The organism is Nocardia jiangxiensis NBRC 101359 (assembly GCF_000308615.1).
Taxonomy (GTDB): Bacteria; Actinomycetota; Actinomycetes; order Mycobacteriales; family Mycobacteriaceae; genus Nocardia; species Nocardia jiangxiensis.
This window is the reverse complement of sequence record NZ_BAGB01000012.1, coordinates 148,493-170,969: the sequence shown is the minus strand read 5'-3', so window position 1 is coordinate 170,969 and position 22,477 is coordinate 148,493. Positions and strand designations below refer to the sequence as shown.

Annotated in this window: 1 protein-coding gene; it reads right to left on the bottom strand. The window is 70.1% G+C overall.

The window, feature by feature from the left end:
• Positions 1–4: 4 nt before the first annotated feature.
• The gene (locus tag ON40_RS03995; protein ID WP_040818538.1) at positions 5–22,477 is read right to left on the bottom strand and encodes a WXG100-like domain-containing protein; all 22,473 of its coding nucleotides are present in this window, start codon (positions 22,475–22,477) and stop codon (positions 5–7) included.

The window sequence follows — 22,477 nt, the reverse complement described above, 5'->3', positions numbered from 1 at the left end:
CCGCTCATCGCGCGAAGATCTGGGTGCGTCGATCCGGATCGGCCAGCACGTCACGGATGAGCAGGCCCAGATCCGTCTCGTTCGGCGTGGACGGGTAGTACAGATCGCAGACCACGACGCCGGCCACCGCGACCGCGAACCGGGTCCGGCTCGGATCGACCCGCTCCCAGTGCGTGGCGACATCCGGCGAGTCCAGATCCACGCCGCGCTCGTTCACGCGCAGCGACAGCCCGGTTCCACAGCGGTAGAACACGATTCGCGAGCCGCCCAGTTCGCCGTAGACTCCGGCGAGCCCGCCCAGGGCGAGTTCGACCGGGCGCAGGGTGCCGGTGGCCGGGTCGAACGCGGCACTTTCGCCCCAGCCGGTGTGCGACCGGACGTAGATCTCGGTGTCGTTGCCGTGCCCGTTGCCCGGACCGATACCGCTGCCCACGCGGGGCATGTAGTTCTTGCGCTTCTTCGACGAATCCGAGGAGCCGCGCGGTGCCGCACCCGGCAGCCCGGGTACGCCCGGGAAGCCGGGCGCGCCCGGATACTGGTTGCCGTTCGAATCACCGTGCTGGGATGGCTGATTCGCGCCGTTTGACCCGTTGTGCGGACCGGATCGGTCGGGCAGTGGCATACCCGGGAGGGAGCCGAAGGTATCCGGACCGGGCAGACCCGGATATCCGGGCTGATCGCCCGGCCCCGAGGAACCCGTGCCACCGGGCAGTTGGGTGCCGGGAGGTTGCGGAATTCCGGGCGGCACAGCGCCGTTCGGTGATCCCGGCGGCTGCGATCCACCGGTGGCCCCAGGAATGTCCGGCAGCGACGGGAGACCCGGCAGCGAGGGCAGGCCGGGCCACTGCGTTCCCGGATCCGAGCCCTCGCCCGGACACTGCGGACACGGGTTCGGATCGTCCGGGCAGTGGTCGTGCGGGCAGTGGTCGTGCTGATCGCACCCCGGCTGTCCGTCGCCCGGCCCGGACCCGTGCGGCGGACCGGGCACGCGATGCTGCGGCGACCGCGGCGACTGCGGCCCGCGCGGCCCGGGGCCCTGGGGCCCAGGACCTTTCGGCCCGGGGCCGTGCGGCTTCGGCGGCTGGCCCGGATCGGGCGGCACCGGCGTGAGGTTCGCGCCCGGAATATGTTCCGGCGCACCCGGTTCACCCGGCCACCGGAAGTTGTGCCGGATCGGGATACGCGGCGTACGCGGCCCGTAGTACGGCCACGGCTCGGTCCGCTTGCCTCCGAGCCCACCGAGGCCACCCTCGTCCGGTGTCCTCGGCTTCGCCCCTGAGGATTTCGGTGGCTTCGGCGGCTTACCGGATTCCTGCGGCTCCTCTGTCTCGGGTCGCTTGGCCTTCGGGGATTCGCCGGGCTCCTGCGGCTCCTCTGTCCCAGGGCGCTTGACCTTCGGCGACTCGCCGGGCTCCTGCGGCTCCTGAGCCTTGGGGCGCTTCGTCTTCGGCGTCTCGCCCGATTCCTCCGGCTCGGTCTGCTTCGGCGGCAACGGCTTCGACCGCTCGGTTCGCTTCTCGGACTCCTCGGACTCCTCCGGCTCCGAAAGTTTCGGCGGCTTGCTGGACTCCGGAGATTCCTCGGGACCAGGCTTCTTCGCCTTCGGCGTCCGCTCCGAGCCCTGCGGCTCCTCCGACTTCTTCGGCAACTCGGCGGATTTCGGAGTGCGACCCGACTCGGACGACTGCTCCGGCGGCACCTCCGGCAGCTGCTCCGACTCGGTCCGGCGCTGCTGCGGCTGCGTCGGGGCATCGGGATCGGACTTCTGCTGCGGGAGTGGGGTTTCCGGATCGCCGCCGGGGAGTTCCTTGGTCTTCGCCGAGCCCTCGACCTGTCTGCCGTTCTGCAGCTCGAGGTCGAACTCGATGTTGCGGCGCAACCTGGCCAGCGTCCGGTCGAGGTTGTCCGGGTCGACCGCCTCGGGGAGTTCGTCCAGTCGGCGGGCCCATTCCAGGCGTTCGTTCCTGGTCGGCGAATCGGCCAGCAGTTCGATCGTGCCGGCGCGGATCACCCTGGCCAGTTCGCGATCGGCCTCGTTCAGGTGCAGCGCGGTGACGTCCGGCCCCAGTTCGATCCAGGCGTGCAACGCGACCTTCTGCAACGCCGCGACCGGATCGTCCGGCAGTCCGTCGTACCAGTCGCGCAGACCGGTGACCTCGATGATGTGCTCGGCCCGGCGCACCGTCGGATGCTTCCAGGAATCGTCCAGCGGCCGCATCTCGACCGCGTACGAAATCCGCGCGAACGGCACCTTCTTGTCGCGGGCGAACGGCATCCCGCCGCGCTCGGGCGCCTCGGCCGGCAGATCGTCCGGGTGCACCAGCGCACCGTCGCGGACCACGAAGTGTTCGGTCAGCGGTGGCCGAATCCACCTGTAGCCCAACAGATCCGCATGCGCTTCGGCGTCGTGCCAGGTGACCTTGTCCTCGGTGTCGAGGTAGTGCGCCTCGGCCCAATAGTGTTCCAGCATCACCAGATCCGGCCGCGTCGGCGAGGTCTTGCCCGCGCCGTCGCCCCGGCCGGTCAGCCGGTTCCAGGCATCCACCAACTGCGGCATCGCATCCATCCGCCGGGTACTGGACCGCCCCTCGGGCGTATTCGCGTCGAACACCGACATCACATCGCGCATCACGTGGTTCTTGATGCGCAGAATACGTTGTCCCAGTTCTTCTTTCGTCAACGGCGTGCCGTCTTCACGATGCGCCAGCGGCATGCCGTGCGCGTAGGTGACCCCGCCGTCCTCGGGGCGCAGCAGCGGATTGCCCGAACGCGTCAGCGCATCGACGATCTCGCGGACATCGGCATTGTTCTCGTGCTCGATGTCGTCGTGCGCGGCCTGCCTGGCCGCCTGTTGCGCGGCCTGCCGGTCGGGCGCGAATTCGTCGTATCGATCCTCGGCCCACTCCCGCACCTTCGAATAGCGGTGGACCATGCGGTCCCACTTGTTCGAGATGAAATCCACCCGATCACCCGGCGGCGCGAATTCGGCGACGTGGTACCGGGGATGCGGCGGCTGGACCTCGAGGTCGATCGGCGGATGGAATCCCCGGAAGGTCCGGATGCTGCGCAACCCCGGAACGAACCGCAGCACCGGATGATTCTCGTCGAACGGCCCGTTCGGCAGACCGCGGGTGTGCTCGAGCACCCACCGCCCGATCTCGGGATGGTTGTAGAACCGGTTGAGCACCCACGGATGTTTGCGCGCGAGGTTGTAGAGCTGGAACCACCGCTTGCCGATCGTGTACAGCGCACCGTCGAGCGGCATCTCGTGGTGAGCGTCCTCGTCCCAGCCGATCGGCGGTTCGGGCCCCGGCCCAGGGCCCTGGGTTGCCCAGAGCATCGCCCGCCCCTCCTCGGTCAGGCTCAGCAGCTCCTCGTAACTCATCTCCGGCCAATGCCCGGTGATCAGCCGCAACAGACCCGGCTCCACCATGTTCTGGAAGGGTTCGGCGGCCATCGCGCCGCTGAATCCGTCCGGCATCTTCTCCTCGTAGGAGCGCACGGGCAGATGCGATTTGTCCTCACCGCCGAACGCAGCCCAGCCCTTGGGCGGCAGCCGCCAGCCGTCGACATCCTTCTGCCCGTACTTGTCGAGCTTGGTGCCCATCGGCAGTTCCGGTTTGTGCGCCCGGAAGCCGTACGCCTCGCCCGCACGGACGTCGTGCCAGGTCGGCTCACCGCCCGGAGTCTCCGAACGCCGTTCCCACAGCAGGATTTCCAGCGGAATCGTGGGTTCGCGCTGACGCCGCCCCACCTCGGCCGCCTCCCGATCCCGGCTGGGCAGCACGCGGCGATCCCCGGTGCCGGGAGCCTTGATTCCCGTTGCCTCGTACAGCATCTGCCGCCAGCGCACCGCCCCGGAAAGGGTCAGCGGACGCTCACCGTGCTGAATGATCCGCAGCGACTCAACGAGATTGCCGTCCTCGTCGAGTTCGGTACGCATGCCCTGACGTTCGATCCGCGGCGGCGCCAGCTCGCTCACCCGATGACCGTTGCCGCTCTTCTCGGCCACTACCTCCAAGTAGTGCACCACGGTCTCCGGCCGCTCGAACAGCCGCGTCACGACGTGGTGACGGCTCAGCGCCTCGGCGAGCGCGCGATCGTGATCCACGCCCGCGTCGAGCCCGTACTCCGGACGGCCCGCGGTCACGACGATACGCGCGGGACGCCCGCCCTCGCCGTTCTCATCGGGGACCCGGCCGTGATCGATCCACACGTTGTCGGTGATCCGCCGCAGATTCCGCGGATCCACCACGCTCTGCGCGGCCGCCCGCCAGCCGCCGCCCATGCCGACCCGGCGATCGTTGATCCGATCGATCTCGTTGTCCGCCCGGTCGACCGCCTCCCGGGCGTCGGCCAGTGCCCGCAGATCCTCGGGCGTCGCCGCGCCCGGATCGGCCTCGTGTTGTGCGCGCAGGCGGTGGTACGTCCGGCGCAGCGGTTTGGTCCGCTCGAGCGCCGCCTTGTACCCATCGGCGAGCCGCCCGATCGAACGATGCGCCTTATCGGTCTCGGAGACATCGTGTTTCGCGCCGAGCTGTTCGAGCTGATGGATCCGCTGATCGATCTCGGCGAGCTGATCGACCACCGCGTAGTACTGCTCGGCGGCCTCGGCGAGCTTGTCGATCGGATCCTGTCGGCGGGCCAGTTCCTGCTCGCTGACCTGTTCGGGCAGGGACAGACCCGGCGTGTCCAGACCCGCGTCCTCCCGGGTGTAGCCGACCCGCTCGGTGGTCAGCCGCGCGATGGTGGACGACCACGCGTCCCGGCTCAGATCGTCCGGTGCCACGCCCTCGATGCGGGAGGCGCGGCCTTCCAGTTTGGTGCGCCAGAATTCGTGTGCCAGGGCGATACGGGCGCGGCGATTCACCAGTTCGTCGAGTTCGACCTGATTCGGATCCGGGGCGAACTTCTCCGCCGGATCGGTTGTCTCGTCCGGTGTTTCGGCATCCCCGGAGTTGTGGCCACCGGATTTCTCTGTGCTGCTGACCTTTTCGATGCTTCCGGATTTCTCGGCCGCGCCGGACTTGTCGCCCGTGGCAGATTTCTCGACGGTGCCGGACTTCTCACCGGAACCGGACTTTGCGGAGGCACCGGCCTCCTCACGCTCCGCCGGTGCCGCGGTCCGCTTCGGCTCGATCGCGGGGGCTCCCCCAGCCGGGACGGCTGCTCGCGCGCGCTGTGGCTCGGTGAGGTCGGACAGCCACACCCGCCCCTCGTCGTCCACCCGAATCCGCCGGACGTTCAGTGCACCATCGGCGCCGAGCAGTTGTTCGCGCACCGCGCGGGGCAGCACGTGATCCGGATTCGCGGTCGGCGCGACGATGTCCAGCCGCACCGGGTTCCCCGCCTCGGCCTCCCGCAGGCGGGCGACCTCCGCGGTGGCGTGATCCGCGTCGACCGGCAGACCGTCCCGGCCGATCGCGGTGCCGCCGATGTGCCGCAACACATTCCGCGCGGCCATCATCGTCAGCTCGGCGGCCTTGCGATCGCGCATCACCACGCCCAGCTCGTGGATGCCCAGCCGTTGCAGAACGGCGTTGCCGCGCGAGGAGACCTCCTCCGCCCGCGCCTCGATGGCACGTCGCTGGTCGAAGAACTCCTCCATCCGATCGGCCGGAATGGCGGTGCGGTCGAAGAACTCGTCGGCCCGCGCCCGATGTTCGGCGACCAGCTCCCGCACCGCGCCGGCCAGTTCGTGCCGAGTCATATCGGCCGCATCGATGTCCAGCCAGCCGACGTCCCGCAGGATGCTGCGGAAGTTCTCGTTCAGCGCCTCGTCCATATCGCTGACCTGAAGAGCCAACTTGCGCAAGGCTTTCCGGTCCGGCCGGGAGGCGGGCAGATACTCTGTCTCCGCGCCCGCGTCCCAGTCGCCCGGACGCGGCGCGGGCGGGATCTGCGGACGCCGGGCAGGCACCTCGTCGGGATGGTGTTCGGTGAGGTGCACCGTACCGTCCGCACCGACCCTGACCTGGTAGTAGACCGTGTCGGCGCCCTGCTCGGCCAGGGTGCGGCGGCGAGCGTCGTCGATGTGGATGTTCGGATCGTCGGTCTTGCCGACGCCGACCAGACGTGCGGTCCGCCCGTCCGGGCCCTCGACCTCCCGAGTGTGCGAGACGCCGAACTTCAGCCGCACCTTGCGCAGACCGTCGCCGTAGACCTTGGGCCCCTTCTCCAGAGCACCGGCCTTGACGCCCATCACCTCGCGCTCGGCCTCGGTCTGCGCCTCGGAGTCGCGCATCCGCTCGTTGGCCTGCGCGACCCGGAAAGTGTTCAGCTGCTCGATCAGCTCGCGCGCACCCTCGACGGTCCGGTTCGTCTCGACCTGCGATGCCTTGTCGATCCTGCGCACCAGGGCTTTTCGATCCAGTTCGGGATCGACGCCGAATTCACCTGCCAGCTCCCGCAACCGCGGCAGGCGGGTGCGGGGATTCTCCAGCTCGTCCAGCACGGCCGCGCGCTGCCGCGCCGCCGCCCGGGAGTTCTGCTCGGCGTGCTCGCGCAGCGCCTCGTCCAGCTGGTGGCGGGTCGGCTCGTCGATCCCCAGATCGTCGATGCGAGTGCGGAATTCGGCATCGGTGAGCGCATCGCCGTTGTCGCGCAGCTCGATCAGCTCCGCCAATGCCCGGCGCTGCTGGAGCTGATCCGCCCGAATCAGGTGGCGCAGTTGACTTTCGGTCAGGAAGTCGTGCTCGATGGCGCGCTCGTCCGCGTAGTCGCGCAGCTGTTCGGCGTTCATCCGCCACACCGCGGGCCGCTGCGCGTAATCCTCCCGGGCGAGGATCACCAGATCGGAAACCTTGCCCTGCAACACTTCCCGGCGCACCTGCTCGGGATCGACGCCGGCCGCACGCGCGGCGCGCGACGCGCCGTCCCATGCCTGCTCCCGGCGGGCCACCGCCTTGACCAGTTCGCGCAGCGCCTTCTTCAGCGGCCGCGTGGTGGGCACATGCCGTTGCTCGGCATCCGCGCCGGTCCAGGTATCGCGGCGACGTGGCTCCGGGTCCGGTTCCGCGCCTTCCCACTTCGCCGGTGGCATCGGCCCGTCACCCGAGCCTCCCGCGTCGCCGTCGTCCTCGCTGTTCGTCGGCGGCGGAACCGAATCCGCACCGCCGGTGTCGCCTCCGGCCCCGTCGTCCGAATCCGGGCCGGAGACCGGCTGATCCGGCGCACCGGCGCCCTCCGGACCGGCGGGATCCAGACCCAGCGCCTGCATCTCGGCACGCAGTCGCTCCTGCTCCGCAACCGCCGCCCAATAGTCGTTGGCGACCTTGACCACGGCCTTCGTGATCGGGCCGTTGGCCGCCAGCTGTGCCCGCAGCTCCCGGTGCCGCTCGACGTCACCGGCCGCCTGCGCCGCCTTGATCTCCGCACGCAGTCGATCCCGGTCCGCGCCGACCGTGCGAACGGCCGCACGGGCCAGGTCGTTTCCGGTCAGCGTGGGATCGATGCCGATCGTCGGGGCGAGATTGCGCAGGATCTCGTGCGCGGTGTGCTCCGTCTCCCGAGCCGTATCGAGCTGATGCCGGTACACCTCCACCGGCGCGGCCGGTACCGCGGCGTGCGGCTGTCCGGATTCCTCGGTGCGCGGCACCACAGTGCCCCGCACCCGGACCTGTCCGTCCTCCTCGTGCACCGCGTCCACCCGGACGTGCAGCCCGCGCCCCAGCAGCAGCCTGGCCGTCTCCAGCCGCCCGCCCGGAGACAGGTCGGCGCCGCCGACGAACAGCGCCGGTGTGCCGTCGGGCACCGTGAGTTCCAGGTGGTAGTTCGACTCCGGTCGCGCCGACACCCGGCCCAGGAACCCTTGCAGGTAGCCGGGCACCTCGTACACCGATCCCGGTGTGGTGTCGCCGAACAGCCCGTGTTCGCCCTCGAAGCTGAGCAGTACCGATTCGGGCAGCACCGCTCGGTTCAGCACGTCGTCCAGGATCGCGGCCGCTTCCGGCGACAGCCCGGAAATCCGGCCCGCCAGGAATTCACCGAGCACCCGGCGTTCCTCGGCGGACAAGTCGTCCAGCACCGCGTCCCACACCTGATGAGCGAAGCGCAGCCGATCGGCGATCGGACCCGTGGCATGCAGTCCGATCGCCGGAACTCGTTGCGGAGCAACCTTTTTCAGTGTCTGCTCACCGGGTTGCACAGGGGCCGAACCGGATTCGATCTCCTTCTGCTCGGCCTCCGCCGCGCGCCGAGCAGCGGCCTCGGCGGCCGACAACTCCGCATCACGCGTCTTCGCCTGCTGCAGTTCCTCGGCCAGCTCGCCGACCCGGGTGTCGGCGAGGTGGAACGCCACCACGGCGTCCTCCAGCCGCGACACCCGCTCGGAGTATTCGTCCACCTGGGTTGCGGGCAGCGTGCGCGACCGCAGTTCTTCGAACAGGCGCCGGCGGACCGGTTCCTGTTTCAGGTCGTCGTGCAGCACCTCCTCGACGTTCACCCGCACGCCGCTCTGCCGTGCGATCACGTCGAACCGGGCGCTCTCGCGAGCGAAGGTCGTCTGCCGCAATTCCTCTGTCAGCCAGTCGATCTCGGCACGTCGAGCGGCCGGGTCGTGCACCGCGTCACCCGGTTCGGCGGCGGCGCGGAGCGCACGGACCCGCTCGGACAGCTCGGCGGCGCGAGCATCGAGGCGGTGATATTCCTCGACGGCATCGTGCAGTTCGGTCACCCGCGCCTGATACGCCTCGGTCTCGGGGCCGACCACCTTCCGACGGTTGCGCGCCTCCGCGAGCAGATTCTCCAGCGCCATCGGGTGTTTCATCTCGTCCGACAGCAATTCATCGGCGTTCACCGGCAGACCGTGGGCCTTGTCCAGGACCGCCCGCAGCGCGTTCGCCCGCTCGCGCACGGCCGGCGCCCACTCCAGCAGCGCATGCTCGTGCGCGGCCTGCCGCTGCGCCCGCGCCGCCTCGTCCGGATCGCTGAACTCGAGCAGCTGTTGCGCCACTTCGACACGCAACTGCTCGGTGAGTTCCTTCGGCGTGGCCGCGGAGTCGGCGTGATTCAGCAGTGCGGCCCACCGCTCACGCTGCTCCGGAGTCCGGGCGGCGAGGTAGTTCTCGACCGCACCGGCGCGAACCGCCAACGCCAGCGCGGGATCGTTGCCCAGCTCGGGCACCGGCTCGCCGCCGAGCAGCACCTGGACCGCCAGCTGCCGCAGGGCGGCGATCGGATCCTGCGGCAACGCCGGGAACCGGTCGCGCATACCGGTCTCGGCGAGGATCCGGGCCGCGCGCCGGGTCGCCGGGGGCAGCCAATCCTGCTCGGCCGCAAGCGGTTCCACCGCGTAGGGCAACGCCGCCACCGGCAGCGTGCGGTCGCTGAACAGTGGAATCCGCTTGTCGGTGAACCAGAAGGTGCGTCGCCGCTGCGGACGACCGGCGGGCAGCTCCTCCGGGTAGTACAGCCGACCACGCCGACGCACGAGCTGCCCGCTGAGCCGACGACGGTTGGTGTCCCAGTCGTGGCCCAGGCTCGCGGCGTGCTCGTCGGCCTCGTGCCAGGTGGCCTTGGGGTGCGTGCGCAGGTAGTCCGCCTCCGCGTGGGCGTCCTCGAGCAGCAGCAGATCCTCCGGATACGGCCGGGTGCGACCGTCGCGGTCGCCGATCCCGGTCAACCGCAACCACGCATCGGCCACATGCGGCAGCCGATCGTACGGCTTCTCGATCAGCCTGCCCTCCGGACTGGCCGGATCCTGCACCCGCATCTCGTTGATCATCAAATGTTGTTTGATCAGCAGGATCTCGGCGGTGAGCTGCGCGCGCGTGAGCGGGGTGCCGTCCGGGTGACGCGCGAAACCGAGCAGTTCGGCGAACACCGCACCGCCGTCACCGCGACGCAGCAGCGGGTCGCGCGGGTTGGTCAGCTGATCGACGATCCGCTGCACATCCGCGTGCGCCTCGTCCTCGACGAATCCGCCGATGACCCGATCCGCCCAGGCCTGCACCCGCGCCCAGCGCTCGACGTCGCGCTCCCAGAAGCGCGCCCGCACCGGATCGAGCTCACTGTCCGGCCCGTGCTCGGCCTCGGTCCAGCTCAGATGCGGCGGCTGTAGATCCAGGCGCGGCGCCTTCCAGCCGCGGTAGCCCCGATAACTGCGGACGATCGGAATCTTGCGCAGGAACGGATGATCCGGGTCGAACGGCCCGTCCGGCAGCCAGTACCGGCTGCGCCGGCGGCTGCCGAGTTCGGGGTTCTTGTGGAAGTGCTTGATGATCCAGGGCAGCTTGCGCACGCCCTCGCCGATCTGGATCCACCGCTTGCCGACGTTGTAGAGCGCGTCGTGCAACGGCAGATCGTGGTGCTCCTCCTCATTCCAGCCGTGCGGAGCCTCCATGCCCGGCCCCGGCCCCTGCAACCAGAACGCCTCGGCGCGACCGTCCGGGCCCAGGCTCGCCAGCTCCTCGTAGCTCATCTGCGGCCAGTAGCCGTAGATCTCGTGAATCAGCCACGGCTCCACCATGTTCTGGAACGGCTCGACCGCGACCGCGCCACTGAACCCGTCGGGCATCTTCTCGTCGTAGGAGCGCGCGCGCAGATGCGATTTGTCCTCGCCGCCGAACGGGGCCCAGCCCTTGGGCGGCAGTCGCCAGCCGTCCAGCTCCTTCTGCCAGATCTTGTTCAGTTTGGTGCCGGGCTCGACCTTCGGCTGGTACGCGCGGTAACCACGGGCCTCCCCCTCGCGGGTGCTGTGCCAGTTGCCCTCGGCGTCACGCCACTGCATCAGGGTCTGCGGCGGCAGCGCGTGCCGGGCGAACACCTCCAGTTCGGCCGCGTTCCGATCCTGGTCCGGCATCCGCCACCGCGTCTCCGAGCCGGCCGGAATGCCGGTGACCTCGTGGATGATTCGCCGCCACGCGATGGGATCGGTCACCGGCAGCGCCCGAGCGCGCGGATTGCTCGGGCCCATCGTTGCGCGCTGCAACTGCGGCGAGGCGAGGCGGACGTTCGCGGTGTGCAGCTGGGCGTCCGCGGTCACTCGCAGGTAGTCGACCGTGGTATCCGGCCGCTCCAGCAGCCGGGCCAGGTAGTGGTGGTGGGCCAGCGCATCGGCCAGGGCGGCGTCGTGCGCGGTGGCATCGAGCCTGCCGTATTCGGCGCGACCGGCGACCACGATGATCCGGCCGCCGCGGAATACGCCCCGCGCGTCGGGCACACCGCGGTCGAACCACACATTGGCGCTGATCCGCCGCAGCCGCTTGCCCGACTCGTCCGGCTCGACGGCCGCCGAACGCCAATGTGCCTGTGCCGCATCGGCCCACGCGCCGGTCGCGGCGGCATGCTGATCGTTGAGCCGGTCGATCTCGGTGTCGGCGCGGTCCACCGCCTCCTGCGCCTCGGTGAGCTCCCGCAGTCGCTGCGGATCGTCGGCGGCGGGATCACCGTCGCGGCGCGCCTGATCCAGGCGCGCCTCCAACTCGTCGCGCGCACGGCGCAGCGGTTTGGCCGCGTCGACGGCGGCCTTGTGCCGATCGGCGAGCTCGACCTGCAGACCGTCGAACGCGGCGATGTGCGCCGGATCGTAAGTGGCGCCCTGTCGCACCAGTGCGTCGATATCCTCGTCGATCTGCTGGATATCGTCGGCGAGCTCGTAGTAGTTCCGCGCGGCCTGGGCCAGTTTGTCGACCGGATCCCGGCGCCGGGCCAGTTCCGCGGGACCGAGGTCCTCGCGCTCGCCGGACGAAACATAGTCCAGCCCTTGATATTCGGCGGTGTATCCGGTCGTCTCGCCGCTCAGCCGACGCACCGTCTCCGCCCAGGCGCCCCGGGAGATGTCCGCGTCGGGGAACTTCGCGGCCCTGCCCGCCAACTTGTTTCGCCAACGCTCCTGGGCGGCGACCTTCGCCGTACGCCGACGCACCAGTTGATCGAGCCTGCGCTGCGCCTCCTCCGGGGAGAGCGCGGCATCGCCGGTCTCCTCGGCCGGGACCTCGGGGGTGTCCGGGTCCTGCCGGGCCGGTGTTTCCGAGATCGCCGGGCGCTGTGGCTCGGTGGCCGATTCGGGGGCGAGTGCGGCCGGGCCACCCTCCGGTTCCCGCAGCTCACGCGTCCACACCCGGCCCCGCTCATCGACACGCACCTGCTGGAAGGTGAACTCGCCGTTGCCCACCAACAGATTCCGGGTCGCCGGATCAAGAATGTGGTCCGGATGCGCCGCCGGTGACACCACGACCAGACGGTTCGCGCCGTCCGCCGAGGTGATCAGGCGGGCCACCTCCTGCCCCGGATGCGCCGGACGCCCATCCGTGCCGATCGGCACGCCGCCGTATGCGGCCAGCACCCGCCGCGCGGCCAGCACCGCGGTATCGGCGGCCTTCAGATCACGCGGCCGGAGATAGTTGTTGTCATGGTCGGCCAGCCGCAACAGCAACTCGTCACCGATCTCCTGGGCGGTCTGCGCCTCGTCCTCCAGTCGATTGCGCTCGGCCAGCAGCGCGGAGCGCTCGGCGGGCGACACGTCATCGGTGCGGTCCCACGCCTCCTCTGCGCGAACACGGAATTCGGCGACCTTCGCCCGCGTGGCGGCCTCGAGTTCGCGCGGACCGAGCTGCCAGGCGTCATCGATGTCCAATGTCTCCGCGAGGTCCAGCAATTCGGCGTAGTTCTCATCCGCCGCACTGGTCAGCCGTCGAATGTCGTAGGCGAGCTGGCGCAGGTTCCGCCGGACCTTGCCTCGCGAGGGCACGAACTGGCGCTCCTGGCCCGCAGGGCTCCAGTCGCCGGGCCGCGCGCTGGGCCCGAGCCGCTCCACCGGCGCGGGCGGTGGCCGGTGCTCCCCGACCCGGACGACGCCGTCCGCATCGATCGAGACCCGGTAGTACACCGCGTCGTCGTAGCCCTGTGCGGCGTGCCGACGGCGTTGCGCGGCAGGCAGATAGATCTCCGGATCCGCAGCCGCGCCCACGCCGACGAACCGGCCGCGTTCCCCGTCCGCGCCCGGAACGATGAGGGTGTGCCCGTCACCGTGGCGCGCGTGGACGGTGGCGGTGCCGATGACCCGCGGACTTCGATCGGACACCCCGGTCCGGTGATAGAGGATCTCGTGCTGGGCGGCGGCCTGCGCCTCCGAACGACGCACCGACTCGTTGGCGACGGCCACCCGGAACCGGTCGAGTTCCGCGAGCACGGGAACGGCCTGTTCCCGCGCGGCCGCGATGTGCCGGCCGATCTCCGTGCGCAACGCCCGCTCCACCTCGGCATCCGGGCGGCCCGCCGGATCGATGCCGTACTCGCGCGCCAGTTCGTGCAGACGCTCGGTGCCGATCGGCGCACCCGAGGTCGGACTGCGGTAATTCGTACCGCTGCGGCTGTCGCGATGGGTGCCGGACAGCTCGCGGACCACCTGCCCGCCGCGTTCCTCGATCGCGTCGATCCGATCGCGGATGGCGTGCTCGACCATGAAGTCGGTGACCTGCACGCCCAGGTCTCGCGCGCGCTGTTCCAGCTCGGCCGGTGGCACGGTGTCCGATTCCCCGGCCAGGGCGCGCAGCGCCGCGATGGTGGCCGCCGCCTCGGCTCGCTCCGCCTCGGCGAGCAGGATGCGCCGACGCAGTTCGGCAGCGCCCGCCGAGCCGGGTGCCAGATCGAGACCGTCTGCGCGCAAACGCAACTCGGCCAGACTCTGCCCGCGCGGATCCGGTTGCCGCAGATCGTGTTCATGGTCCTTCTCGGCCCGGTCCGCCTTCGCGCCGAGTTGTCCGGCGAACACCTCGCGCCGCACCCGATCCGGGTCGATACCCAACTCCCGGACCCGCGATACCGCCCGGTCCCAGGCCCGCGCACGGGCCTCGGTCGCGCGTGCCAGAGCGCGCAGCGCTCGGCGCGTCCGTCCGGTGAGCGGCCGATGCTCCTGCAGCGCGGTGTGCTCGGTCCAGCCCTCGGGACGCAACGAATCCGGATCGGGCGTGGCCTCCGATTCAGCCAATTCGTCTTCGAGCCTGGCGATCTCGTCGACGACCTCCTGGTGATCCAGCGACAGTCGTTCCAGCGCAACGATTTCCGCGGCACGCCGAGCGTGCTCGCCGGGAGCCGTCGCGCGGGCGCGAAGCTCCTCGAGAGTGTGGCCGAGATTCTCCGGCCGCAGCGCTGCCCATCCGCCGCTCGGATCGACCAGCAGGTGCGCCGCCAGCAGATCCCGTTGATTGCGCAACTCCGCCAGTCGCGCAACGGCTTCGGCGTGCTCGGCCAGCTTCCGGTCGTGCACGGCGAGTTGTTCCGGAGTCAGGTAGGCGGTCCGCTCCGCAAGGCTCGGCTGCCGGTGACCCGCCTGCGACGGCCCGGGTTCCGGCTCACCCGCGGCGGGCGCTCCCGGCCGGCGCGGCGGGGCGATGCCGCCCGGCCCCGCGTCCGTACCGTCCGAATGCCGGTACGGATGATCCGGATCCACATCCGCCGCGAGGAGCCGATTCAGCACGGCCAGACGGAAATCCGCGAAGTCGCCCTGCCGATGCGCGTCGAGCTGCTGCAGGACGATGTTGCTGCGGACCTCCCCGAAGCTCTGATCCCGACCCGCGGCATCGAGGGGCGGTTCCGCGCCGATGCCGACCCCAGGCAGCACCTGGTCGGTCATCGCGGGCACGTCCCAGCCGAACGCGTCCGGGCGGGCGTCCTGGAATGTCTTCAGCCACTCCACAACTCGTTGCGCGGAGTCCAGATCGCGGACGTAGATCACGATGCGGTCCGCTCGCAGTTCATGCGGACCGGACACCTTCATGGAGTGGATTCCCGGGAAGTTGCCCGGATCGTCGACGATCTCGTGCACGATGCCCGCAGCCAGATCCGGCGCCGCCTCGTCGCTGGGGTTCACGTAGATGCGATACCCGACGTCCTCGGAGGCCAGCGGCTCGATGTGGCGGTAATAGTGCACGAATCCGACGTCCGCGGGCGCCCACGCGTCCGCGTTGTCCGGTGTCAGCATGCCGACGCCCTGCAACATCGCGAGTTGCGCGTCCGGAGCCCGATCGCCGAGGATCCGGACCAGCCCGTCCAGGTAAGCACGCGGATCCTCGACCGTCCCCATGACCCGGCCCGAATACTGGCGATACACGTCGTTGAACGAATGCATCGAATCGCGGCGGTCCCAGACGCGCCGCAGGAATTCGTCCAGGCTCTCCCGCGACAAGGACGGCGGGACGAGTCCACTGCGACGATAGGACAATTCCCGCACCGCCAGCAGGACTTCGAACGGCGTCCCCGGACGCAACCTCGTATGCAGTTCGGCCAGGGTGCGCGGCCGGTCGAACACCTCCGGGAACCGGTCCATCACCCGCCGCACTTCAGTGGCGGGGTCGAGCGCGGGGCGGTGCGGTTGCGCCGGAGAGTTCGCCACCCGGCTCCGGGCCACCGTGAGCGCGTCGCCGAGGCGATCTGCTTCCGTTCGGGCAGTGTGGAATTCGCGCGCCGCATCCTCCAGCGCCCGAACGTCCCGCAGCCATTGCTCCGCGAGATCCGAACGTTTGGTGCGGCTCTGCAGATATTCGATGGTCTCGTCCAGCGTCCGCACGTATCCCGGATCCTGCGGATCGGTCGGCTCGCCGGGTGCGCGACGCGGTCGCAGTTCCGCATCGGACAGGCGGATGCCGGTGGGCGCGCTCGGCGGCTCGCGCCCCGGCCCCGCCTGGTCGATACGTTCGCGGGCCTCGGTCAGCTTCTCCTGCGCGACACCGAGCCGGGTGAGCGCGTGCGCGTGGTCCTGTTCCAGCTGATCGGCCACGGCCTGCCGGGCCAGTGCGCCGTCCGGTCGCACGTCGACATCGCCGCGAATGGCCTCGGCGAGTTCGCGTCCGGCCCGCGCGGCCGCGGCATCGGCCGCCCACTGCCGACGCGCCGCGGCGGCCAGGTCGTCGACCGCGTCGTGCCAGGCGTCGGCCAGGTCGGCGCGCTTGGTGCGGCTGTACAGGTAGTCGAGCGTCTCCGCCAGCGTCCTGACGTACTCCGGGTGAGCGGGATCGGTCGGCTCGCCCGGCAGCCTGCGCGGACGCAGTTCCTGCGGCGTGATGCCGACCGTGCCGCCGCGAGCGGGCCCCTCCGGGCCGAGACCGAGCCGGTTCACTCGCTGCCGGGCCGCCTCGACGGCCGCGTGCGCCGCGATTCGCGAGCGTTCGGCGGCATCGCGGGCCCCCACCAGCCGATCCACCTCGGTCGCGGCACCGGCCTGACCGATCCGTGACTGCGAGGCGGACGATCGCATGACGTAGCGCACGATCCACCGCAGCGGGTGCATCGGGCGGCCCTTCTTGTCGAACAGCACCGCGTGGGTGCTGCGCAGTTCGACCGGCACCGTCGGCGGATAGCCCTGCACCGTGCCGGTGGACGGATCCCGGACGACGATCCGGCCGTTCTCGTTCACCAGCACATAGGCGTGCGCACCGGGCTGCTGTCTCGACGAGCCGGCGTATTCGTCGACGACGAGTGCGATCGCGCCGTTCCCCTTCTTGCGCAACATCGCGGCGATCGCGTCGTGACCACCGGGGAACTTGCGAAGTCGGCCACCGGCGGCCAGTTGGAGTTCCCGCCTGGTGACCCCCTCGGGGCCCACCTCACGATCGAAGGGCCGGATGAATCTGCTGCCGGTCAGCTCGCGAATCAATTTCAGCGCCAGCGGCGCACACTTGCCCTGGTTCGTATTCCGCTGCGGTGCGCGGGTTCTCGGCTCCAACGGGTTGCTCGTGTCCGAACGTCGCTGCTGGGCCGAACCGTCGGAGTTCGGCACTCGCCTCGATCGGGTCGGCGGCGCCGGGGCCGGATCCTCGGAGGTCACGACGGGAACCGGTGCGACACTCGGATCCGTTGTGGTCGAGTCTTTTTCGGTGCTCCGATGCTCCGGATCCCCGGACCGGGTCGAGGAGCGATCCTGCTCGACAGAGGAATCCGGGACTCCGGGACTCCGCTCCCCGTGCTCCGCGCCGGGCGTGCCCTCGGCGGCGCCCGGCCTCCGCGAAACAGCCGGTGCCGCAGGTGAATCGGTTGTCGACTCCGGCTCCGGCGTGATATCCGGGGCGCTCTCGCGGTCGGCTACCGAACCGGGCAGCTGCCCCACTCGGGCTGGATCCGTGGTCGTGTTCTCGTCCCGCGCCGCCGGTGTCCCGTACTCTGCGGTGCGCCCTGCCCGGATACCGGGATCCGCAGTGCGTTCGGTCCCGGTCCCAGGTTCCGCAGTGCGTTCCGTCCGGGCCCCAGGGTCCCCGGCGCGTTCCGTCCGGGTCCTGGGTTCCGCGGTACGTTCGGTCCGAGACCCGGAGGCTGTGGTGCGCTCAGTCCGGGTCCCGGCTTCCGCAGCATGTCCCCTCCGCGCCCCGGGGTCTGCGGTATCTCCCGCTCTGGTCTCGGAGTCTGCGGGATGCGGGGCCCGAGTTCCTGGGTCGTCAACGCCCTCCGCGACCGGACGCCGCGCGTGCGACGGGTCGGCGACCGTGACATCCGCGCCGTCTTCGGTATCGACGGTATCCACCTGCGGCACAGCGGTTTCGGGATCGCCGAACTGCTCCTTGTCGACCTCCGCCTCCGCATCGTCGCCGGGAACGATCCCGCGTGCGGGCAGACCGTGACGAGCGGCTCCCGAAGTGGACGGCGAATCCCCTTCTGTAACAGAGTTGTTCGCTTCGCCATCGCCACGAGCCGGGCCCCTCGTCGCATCGGGCGCGGCGCTGTCGGTGTCGGTGTCCGACGGCGGCGTCGTCCGCTCCTCCACGTGCGGCTGCTCACTCGCTGCCGCAGGTGGCTGTTCACTGGTCGTCGCCGGAGACTGCTCACTCGTCCCCGCCGGAGGCCGCTCACTACTCGTCGCCGGAGACTGCTCGCTCGTCCCCGCCGGAGGCCGCTCAGTACTCGACGCTGATGGCTGCTCACCCTTCGCCGCAGGAGACTGCTCACTCGCCGCCGCCGGAAGCCGCTCAGTACTCGACGCTGATGGCTGCTCACCCTTCGCCGCAAGAGGCCGCTCGCTCGTCGCGGCGGGAGACCGTTCGCTCGTTGCCGCAGGAGACTGTTCACTCGTTGCCGCAGGGGGCCGTTCGCCTGTCGCCGTGGGAGGCCGCTCGGGAGTATCGGTCCCGGCGTCGGTCCCCCCGCCCTCGCGCTCGGGCACGGGCGCGCTGCCGTCTCCCGGCGGGGCGCGGGTCAGGCCCAGTCGCGCGGCGGCAGCGTCCTGCAGCGGCTCGACCATGTCCCGGAGCTGCTGCTCGGCGGCGATCCGCATTTCCTGCGTCGGCGCGACGGCGCCCTCCGCGTCGGAGGAACCGACGGACTGCGAGTACCGCACGACCACATGCTGCACATCCGGATTCGCGCTCAGGGCGTACAGCTCGTCCTCGGGCGAGGTGTAGTACTGCACGGTGCCGCGCTGTCCGGCTCGCGCGGCCCGGTTCTCGGCCTGGATGTCGATATCGTGCGAGGTGCCGGAGTGACCAGTGACGATGACGTGCAGGCCGCCCCGCGCGTTCATGTCCTTCCCGATCGGGATGTCCACGCCGCGCGCGCCCTGCATGTTGATGATGAGGATCTTGCCCTCTTTACCCGCCTCGTCGAAGATCTCCTGCAACCGCGCCTCGGCGTCGACCCCCTGCTCGGCCACCCAGTTGGCATCGATCGCCACATGTTCGACCGACGTGCCGTCGGTGAGTTCTGTTACGCGAGCGGACAATTCGCCGACGAGACTGTTGCGATGCGCCAGCACCAGCTGCGGCCGGCCGCTCTCGTGATTGCTGACGATGTCCGCCGCGATGCGGTCCAGCTTCGTATTCTCGTCGGGCGAGACGTCGTCGTCGCCGTGGATCAGCTTGGATGCCTCGTTCCGCGGAATCTCCGTGACGCCGATGTTGTAATCCTCGTGCAGCCGCCCGGACACCCCGGTCGCCGTGCCCGAGGCGCCGGTCTTGCTCTCGTAGTGGTCGTTGATCAGTTCCTTCGCGCCCAGCTCGTTCGTGCTGCCCGGATCATCGCGAATCCGCAGCCCGTGCTCGGCCTCGAGGGCCTGTGCCAGACCGCCGTTCCAGCGACTCTCGGTCGAGGTCTCCGGATCGAACATCACCTTGTGGGTGGTCTGATCGATGATCAGCACGCGGCCGTCGTCGATGATGTAGTGGTCTTTGTTCTTGTACTCCCACCTGGCCGTAGCGGCCATGTTCAACCGGCGAACCTCCTGCTCCGAGAGCTCCCGGCCCAACGACTCCTCGAGTTTGGCCCGCCCCGCCTCGGTGAGGGCGGCGGGCCCGCCCTTCTGACCGGGTTGCCGACCGTAATCGGCCTCGGTCAGCACGCTGTGGCCCGCCTCGTCCCGCGCCAGACTGTCGTCGAGCATGTTGCGTGCCCCGACGACCTCCTCCACCACGTGCGGGGGCGCGCTCTCACCCGCGCCCTCCGAGAGGATGTAGGTGGTGTTCGCATGGACCAGCGCCTCATCGATCTCATCGATGGAGACATGCTTTCCGGGCGGGATATTGCCGCGCAGATGGCCGAACCCGACGTCCTCCATGGTGCCGATGTAGATCGTGGGCCTGCCCTCGACAGGTTCGGTGTAGGCATGGTCCGCATCCATCCGCACGATGTCGAAACCCATGTTGCCCAACGTCTTCAGATACCGGTCGACCTCGCGGTTGGCCAGATTGTCGCGGGTGGTGAGCACCTGCACCGCGCCGTGCTCCACCGCGTCGATCGAGGCCCCGGCCAGGAACACCAGCGACTTGCCCTCACCGGCGTCCATGTTGATCGCGCCGTCCCGGATCGCGAGAGTCGCCATGACCTGCGTTTCGCGCAGCACGATGTTGCGGTCCGGGGATGCCTGCCGGATCGCCTCGATCACCGCGGCGAGCTTGTCGGCCTGCGAACCCGATTCCAGTTCGTGGCGCAGCGCATCCGGCCCGGCGTCCTTCAACTGGAGATGTTCAGGGGTATCCGGCCCGGTCCTGGCGTGGTAGTACTCCAGCGCCGCCTTGCCCGCGGCCCGGTACGCGTCGGTCAGCGGCTCGCCGCGCACGCCCTCCGCGTGGGCGGTCTGCGCGGCCGCCACCAGTTCGTCGGTCGCCTCGTGCAGGACCTCCGCGTGATCGGCCAGCGCGGCGTGGTATTCGTCGCGGGCGGCGTCCAGATCACCGTGCGGACGCGAGGCCGAGTCGTTGGCCGAGGCTCCGTCGGGGTGCGCCGCGTCGTGCGCCTCCTGCGCCTGCCGCAGGGCCTGCTGCGCCTCGTCGACGCGCCGTTGCGACTCGTCGATCCGGGCACGCTGTCGCTGTTGTTCGGCCGCGGCGCGGTCCTGCGCCTCGGCGATCTGCCGGGGCGACCGTTCGGGAGTCGCGGTCTTGTCGCCGTCGCGCCCGGTGGCCGAATCATCATGTGCCCGTGCGGAATCGCGTTCGCTCTGCGCTCGGGCAGTATCAGGCACCTCACCGGCACGCGCCCGCACCGGCAGCTTGTGATCGCCCGCCTCGGCATCTCCCGCGGCCGCGCGTGGCCGACCGTCCTTCCCTGCACCGTCCGCACCGCGAGCACGTTCGGAAACTGGCTGTGCCGCAGCATCTTTACCGGCCTTGATCTCGGAAGACCGCCCGCCGGGAGCCGCCTCGGCGGTCCGCGACGCCCGCACACCCGGCTCGGCGGCCGCCTTCGCGCCGTCCGCACCGGCCCGTGCGCGCGGTGCGTCACTCGACTGCGGGCGAGAACCGGGCGAGTCGCCGATCTTGCCGGCGGTCCGCGCATCCGGTGCACCCGCGCGGCTCGTTCCCTCGCCGCCCGACGCCGCTGCGGAACGGGTACCGGACGCGTCCGCGGCGGCGGTGCGGCCGTCGCCCACCGGGGAGGATTGCGTCGGGGTGGACCGGACGTCGCCGGGCGCGGGCGAGCCGGTGCCCAGCCGGGAACTCTCCCCGCTGACCGGAGCGTCCGCGCGCACCGGAGCGCCCGTCGTGGACGTGCCCGAGGTATCCGCCGCCACGGGGGCCGACGTCGTCGCGGTGCCGTCCGGCTGGACCGCCGGAGTGACCGGCGGATCGGATTCCGTTCGCGCACCGGTGATCCCGTTCGAATCGGTCTCCGAATGCGACACCGTGCCGGGCTCGCCGTGCGAGGCGGTATCCCCACCGGCTCGAACCCCCGCCTCGGAAACGTCGTCGCCCGCAGCGGGCGACCGAACCCCGCTCGCCTCGGAATGCACACCGGCACCGGGTGTTTCGGCGCTCCGCCCCGGCGACTGCGTGGTCGTCTGCTCCGGACGGGTGGTCGTGGTCCCGTTGTCACCACCCGACCGGTGCTCACCCCCGGCCGAATCCGACGCCCCGGCCGCGCGCACCTGCGTGTGGTCCAGCGAATCCACCGCTGCCGCACGGCTGTTCGGCGTCTCCTGGCTGGCGTACTGATCACCCCCGCCGCCGCGCTCCTGAACGGGAGTGACCTGATCGCCATGTGCACCCGAATCCACCGTCAGCGGCGTGCTGCCGTCGGGCACGATGGTCATGTCCCGGGAGGACCCGATGCGGATCTCCGGAACCGACGAGGGCGTCTTCCAGAAGCTGCTGTTGGTGTAATACCTGTCCGCCACAGCATGATTCGCGCCGGACAACATGCCGCCCGCCGCGCCGGCGGTGAACATCCGCCAGTCCGCGTGGGTGTTCTTCAGATCATCGACCGCGGTGTCCCAGCCCTTGGTCGTGGCATCCACCACGAATTGCGTGGGCACCGACGCGGCGAACGCGCCCACGGAATTGACTGCGCCGGAGACGGTTCCGGCCACGATCCGGGCCGCCTTGGTGCCCAGCGAATTCACCAGCGCCTTGTCCAGCGCCTCCGCCGTGGGACCGCCCACCGCACTGCCCGCCGCCCCGGCCACACCCGAGACGATCGTCTGCCCCCAGTCGATTCCCTTGCGATGCCCCTCGAACACCTGGAACTGCTGAATCGCGTAGTCCTGCAAGGCACCGAGCAATCCGCCGATCATCACGTGCCGCAGCAGGAATTTCGCCATCCGGGCGCCGATCAGGCTGGCGAGCTTCTCCTCCATCGCCGCCAGCGCTTCGCGCATCATCACCCGGACCCCGACCCGGGTGGCGACGATGATCCCGGCCTCCTCCGCGGGCGCGGTCGGCGGGAAGATCCACACCGAGGCGATCTCCGCGGCCGTCACCATCAGCGTGGTGTAGAACATCAGCTTGGTGTACTGGATCTGGGTGCCGCCGCCGTCGACCGATTCCGCGACCTGATCGAAGAAATCGGCCAGATCGGGCAGTGAATTCTTCTCCTTGCCCGAGTCCTTCAGGATCGCGTCGAACGCCTTCGCCATCGAAGCCGATCCGTCGCCTTCGGAATAGGCGGCCAGAGTCGCGCTCTTGGCCGCCTCGACATCGTGCACGATATCGCGCAAACTCGATGCGGCCGTGCGCCAATCGCCGGCCATGGCCCACATCTCGTCCTCGTTGCCGTGCGGCCACTCCATGCCGACGGCAGCGCCCAGCCACTCCAGCCAGGACGGAAATTCCATCGGCAT

Coding starts and splice junctions, on each gene's coding strand:
- ON40_RS03995 (WP_040818538.1), bottom strand. CDS start 22,477: ATGCCGATGGAATTTCCGTCCTGGCTGGAGTGGCTGGGCGCTGCCGTC.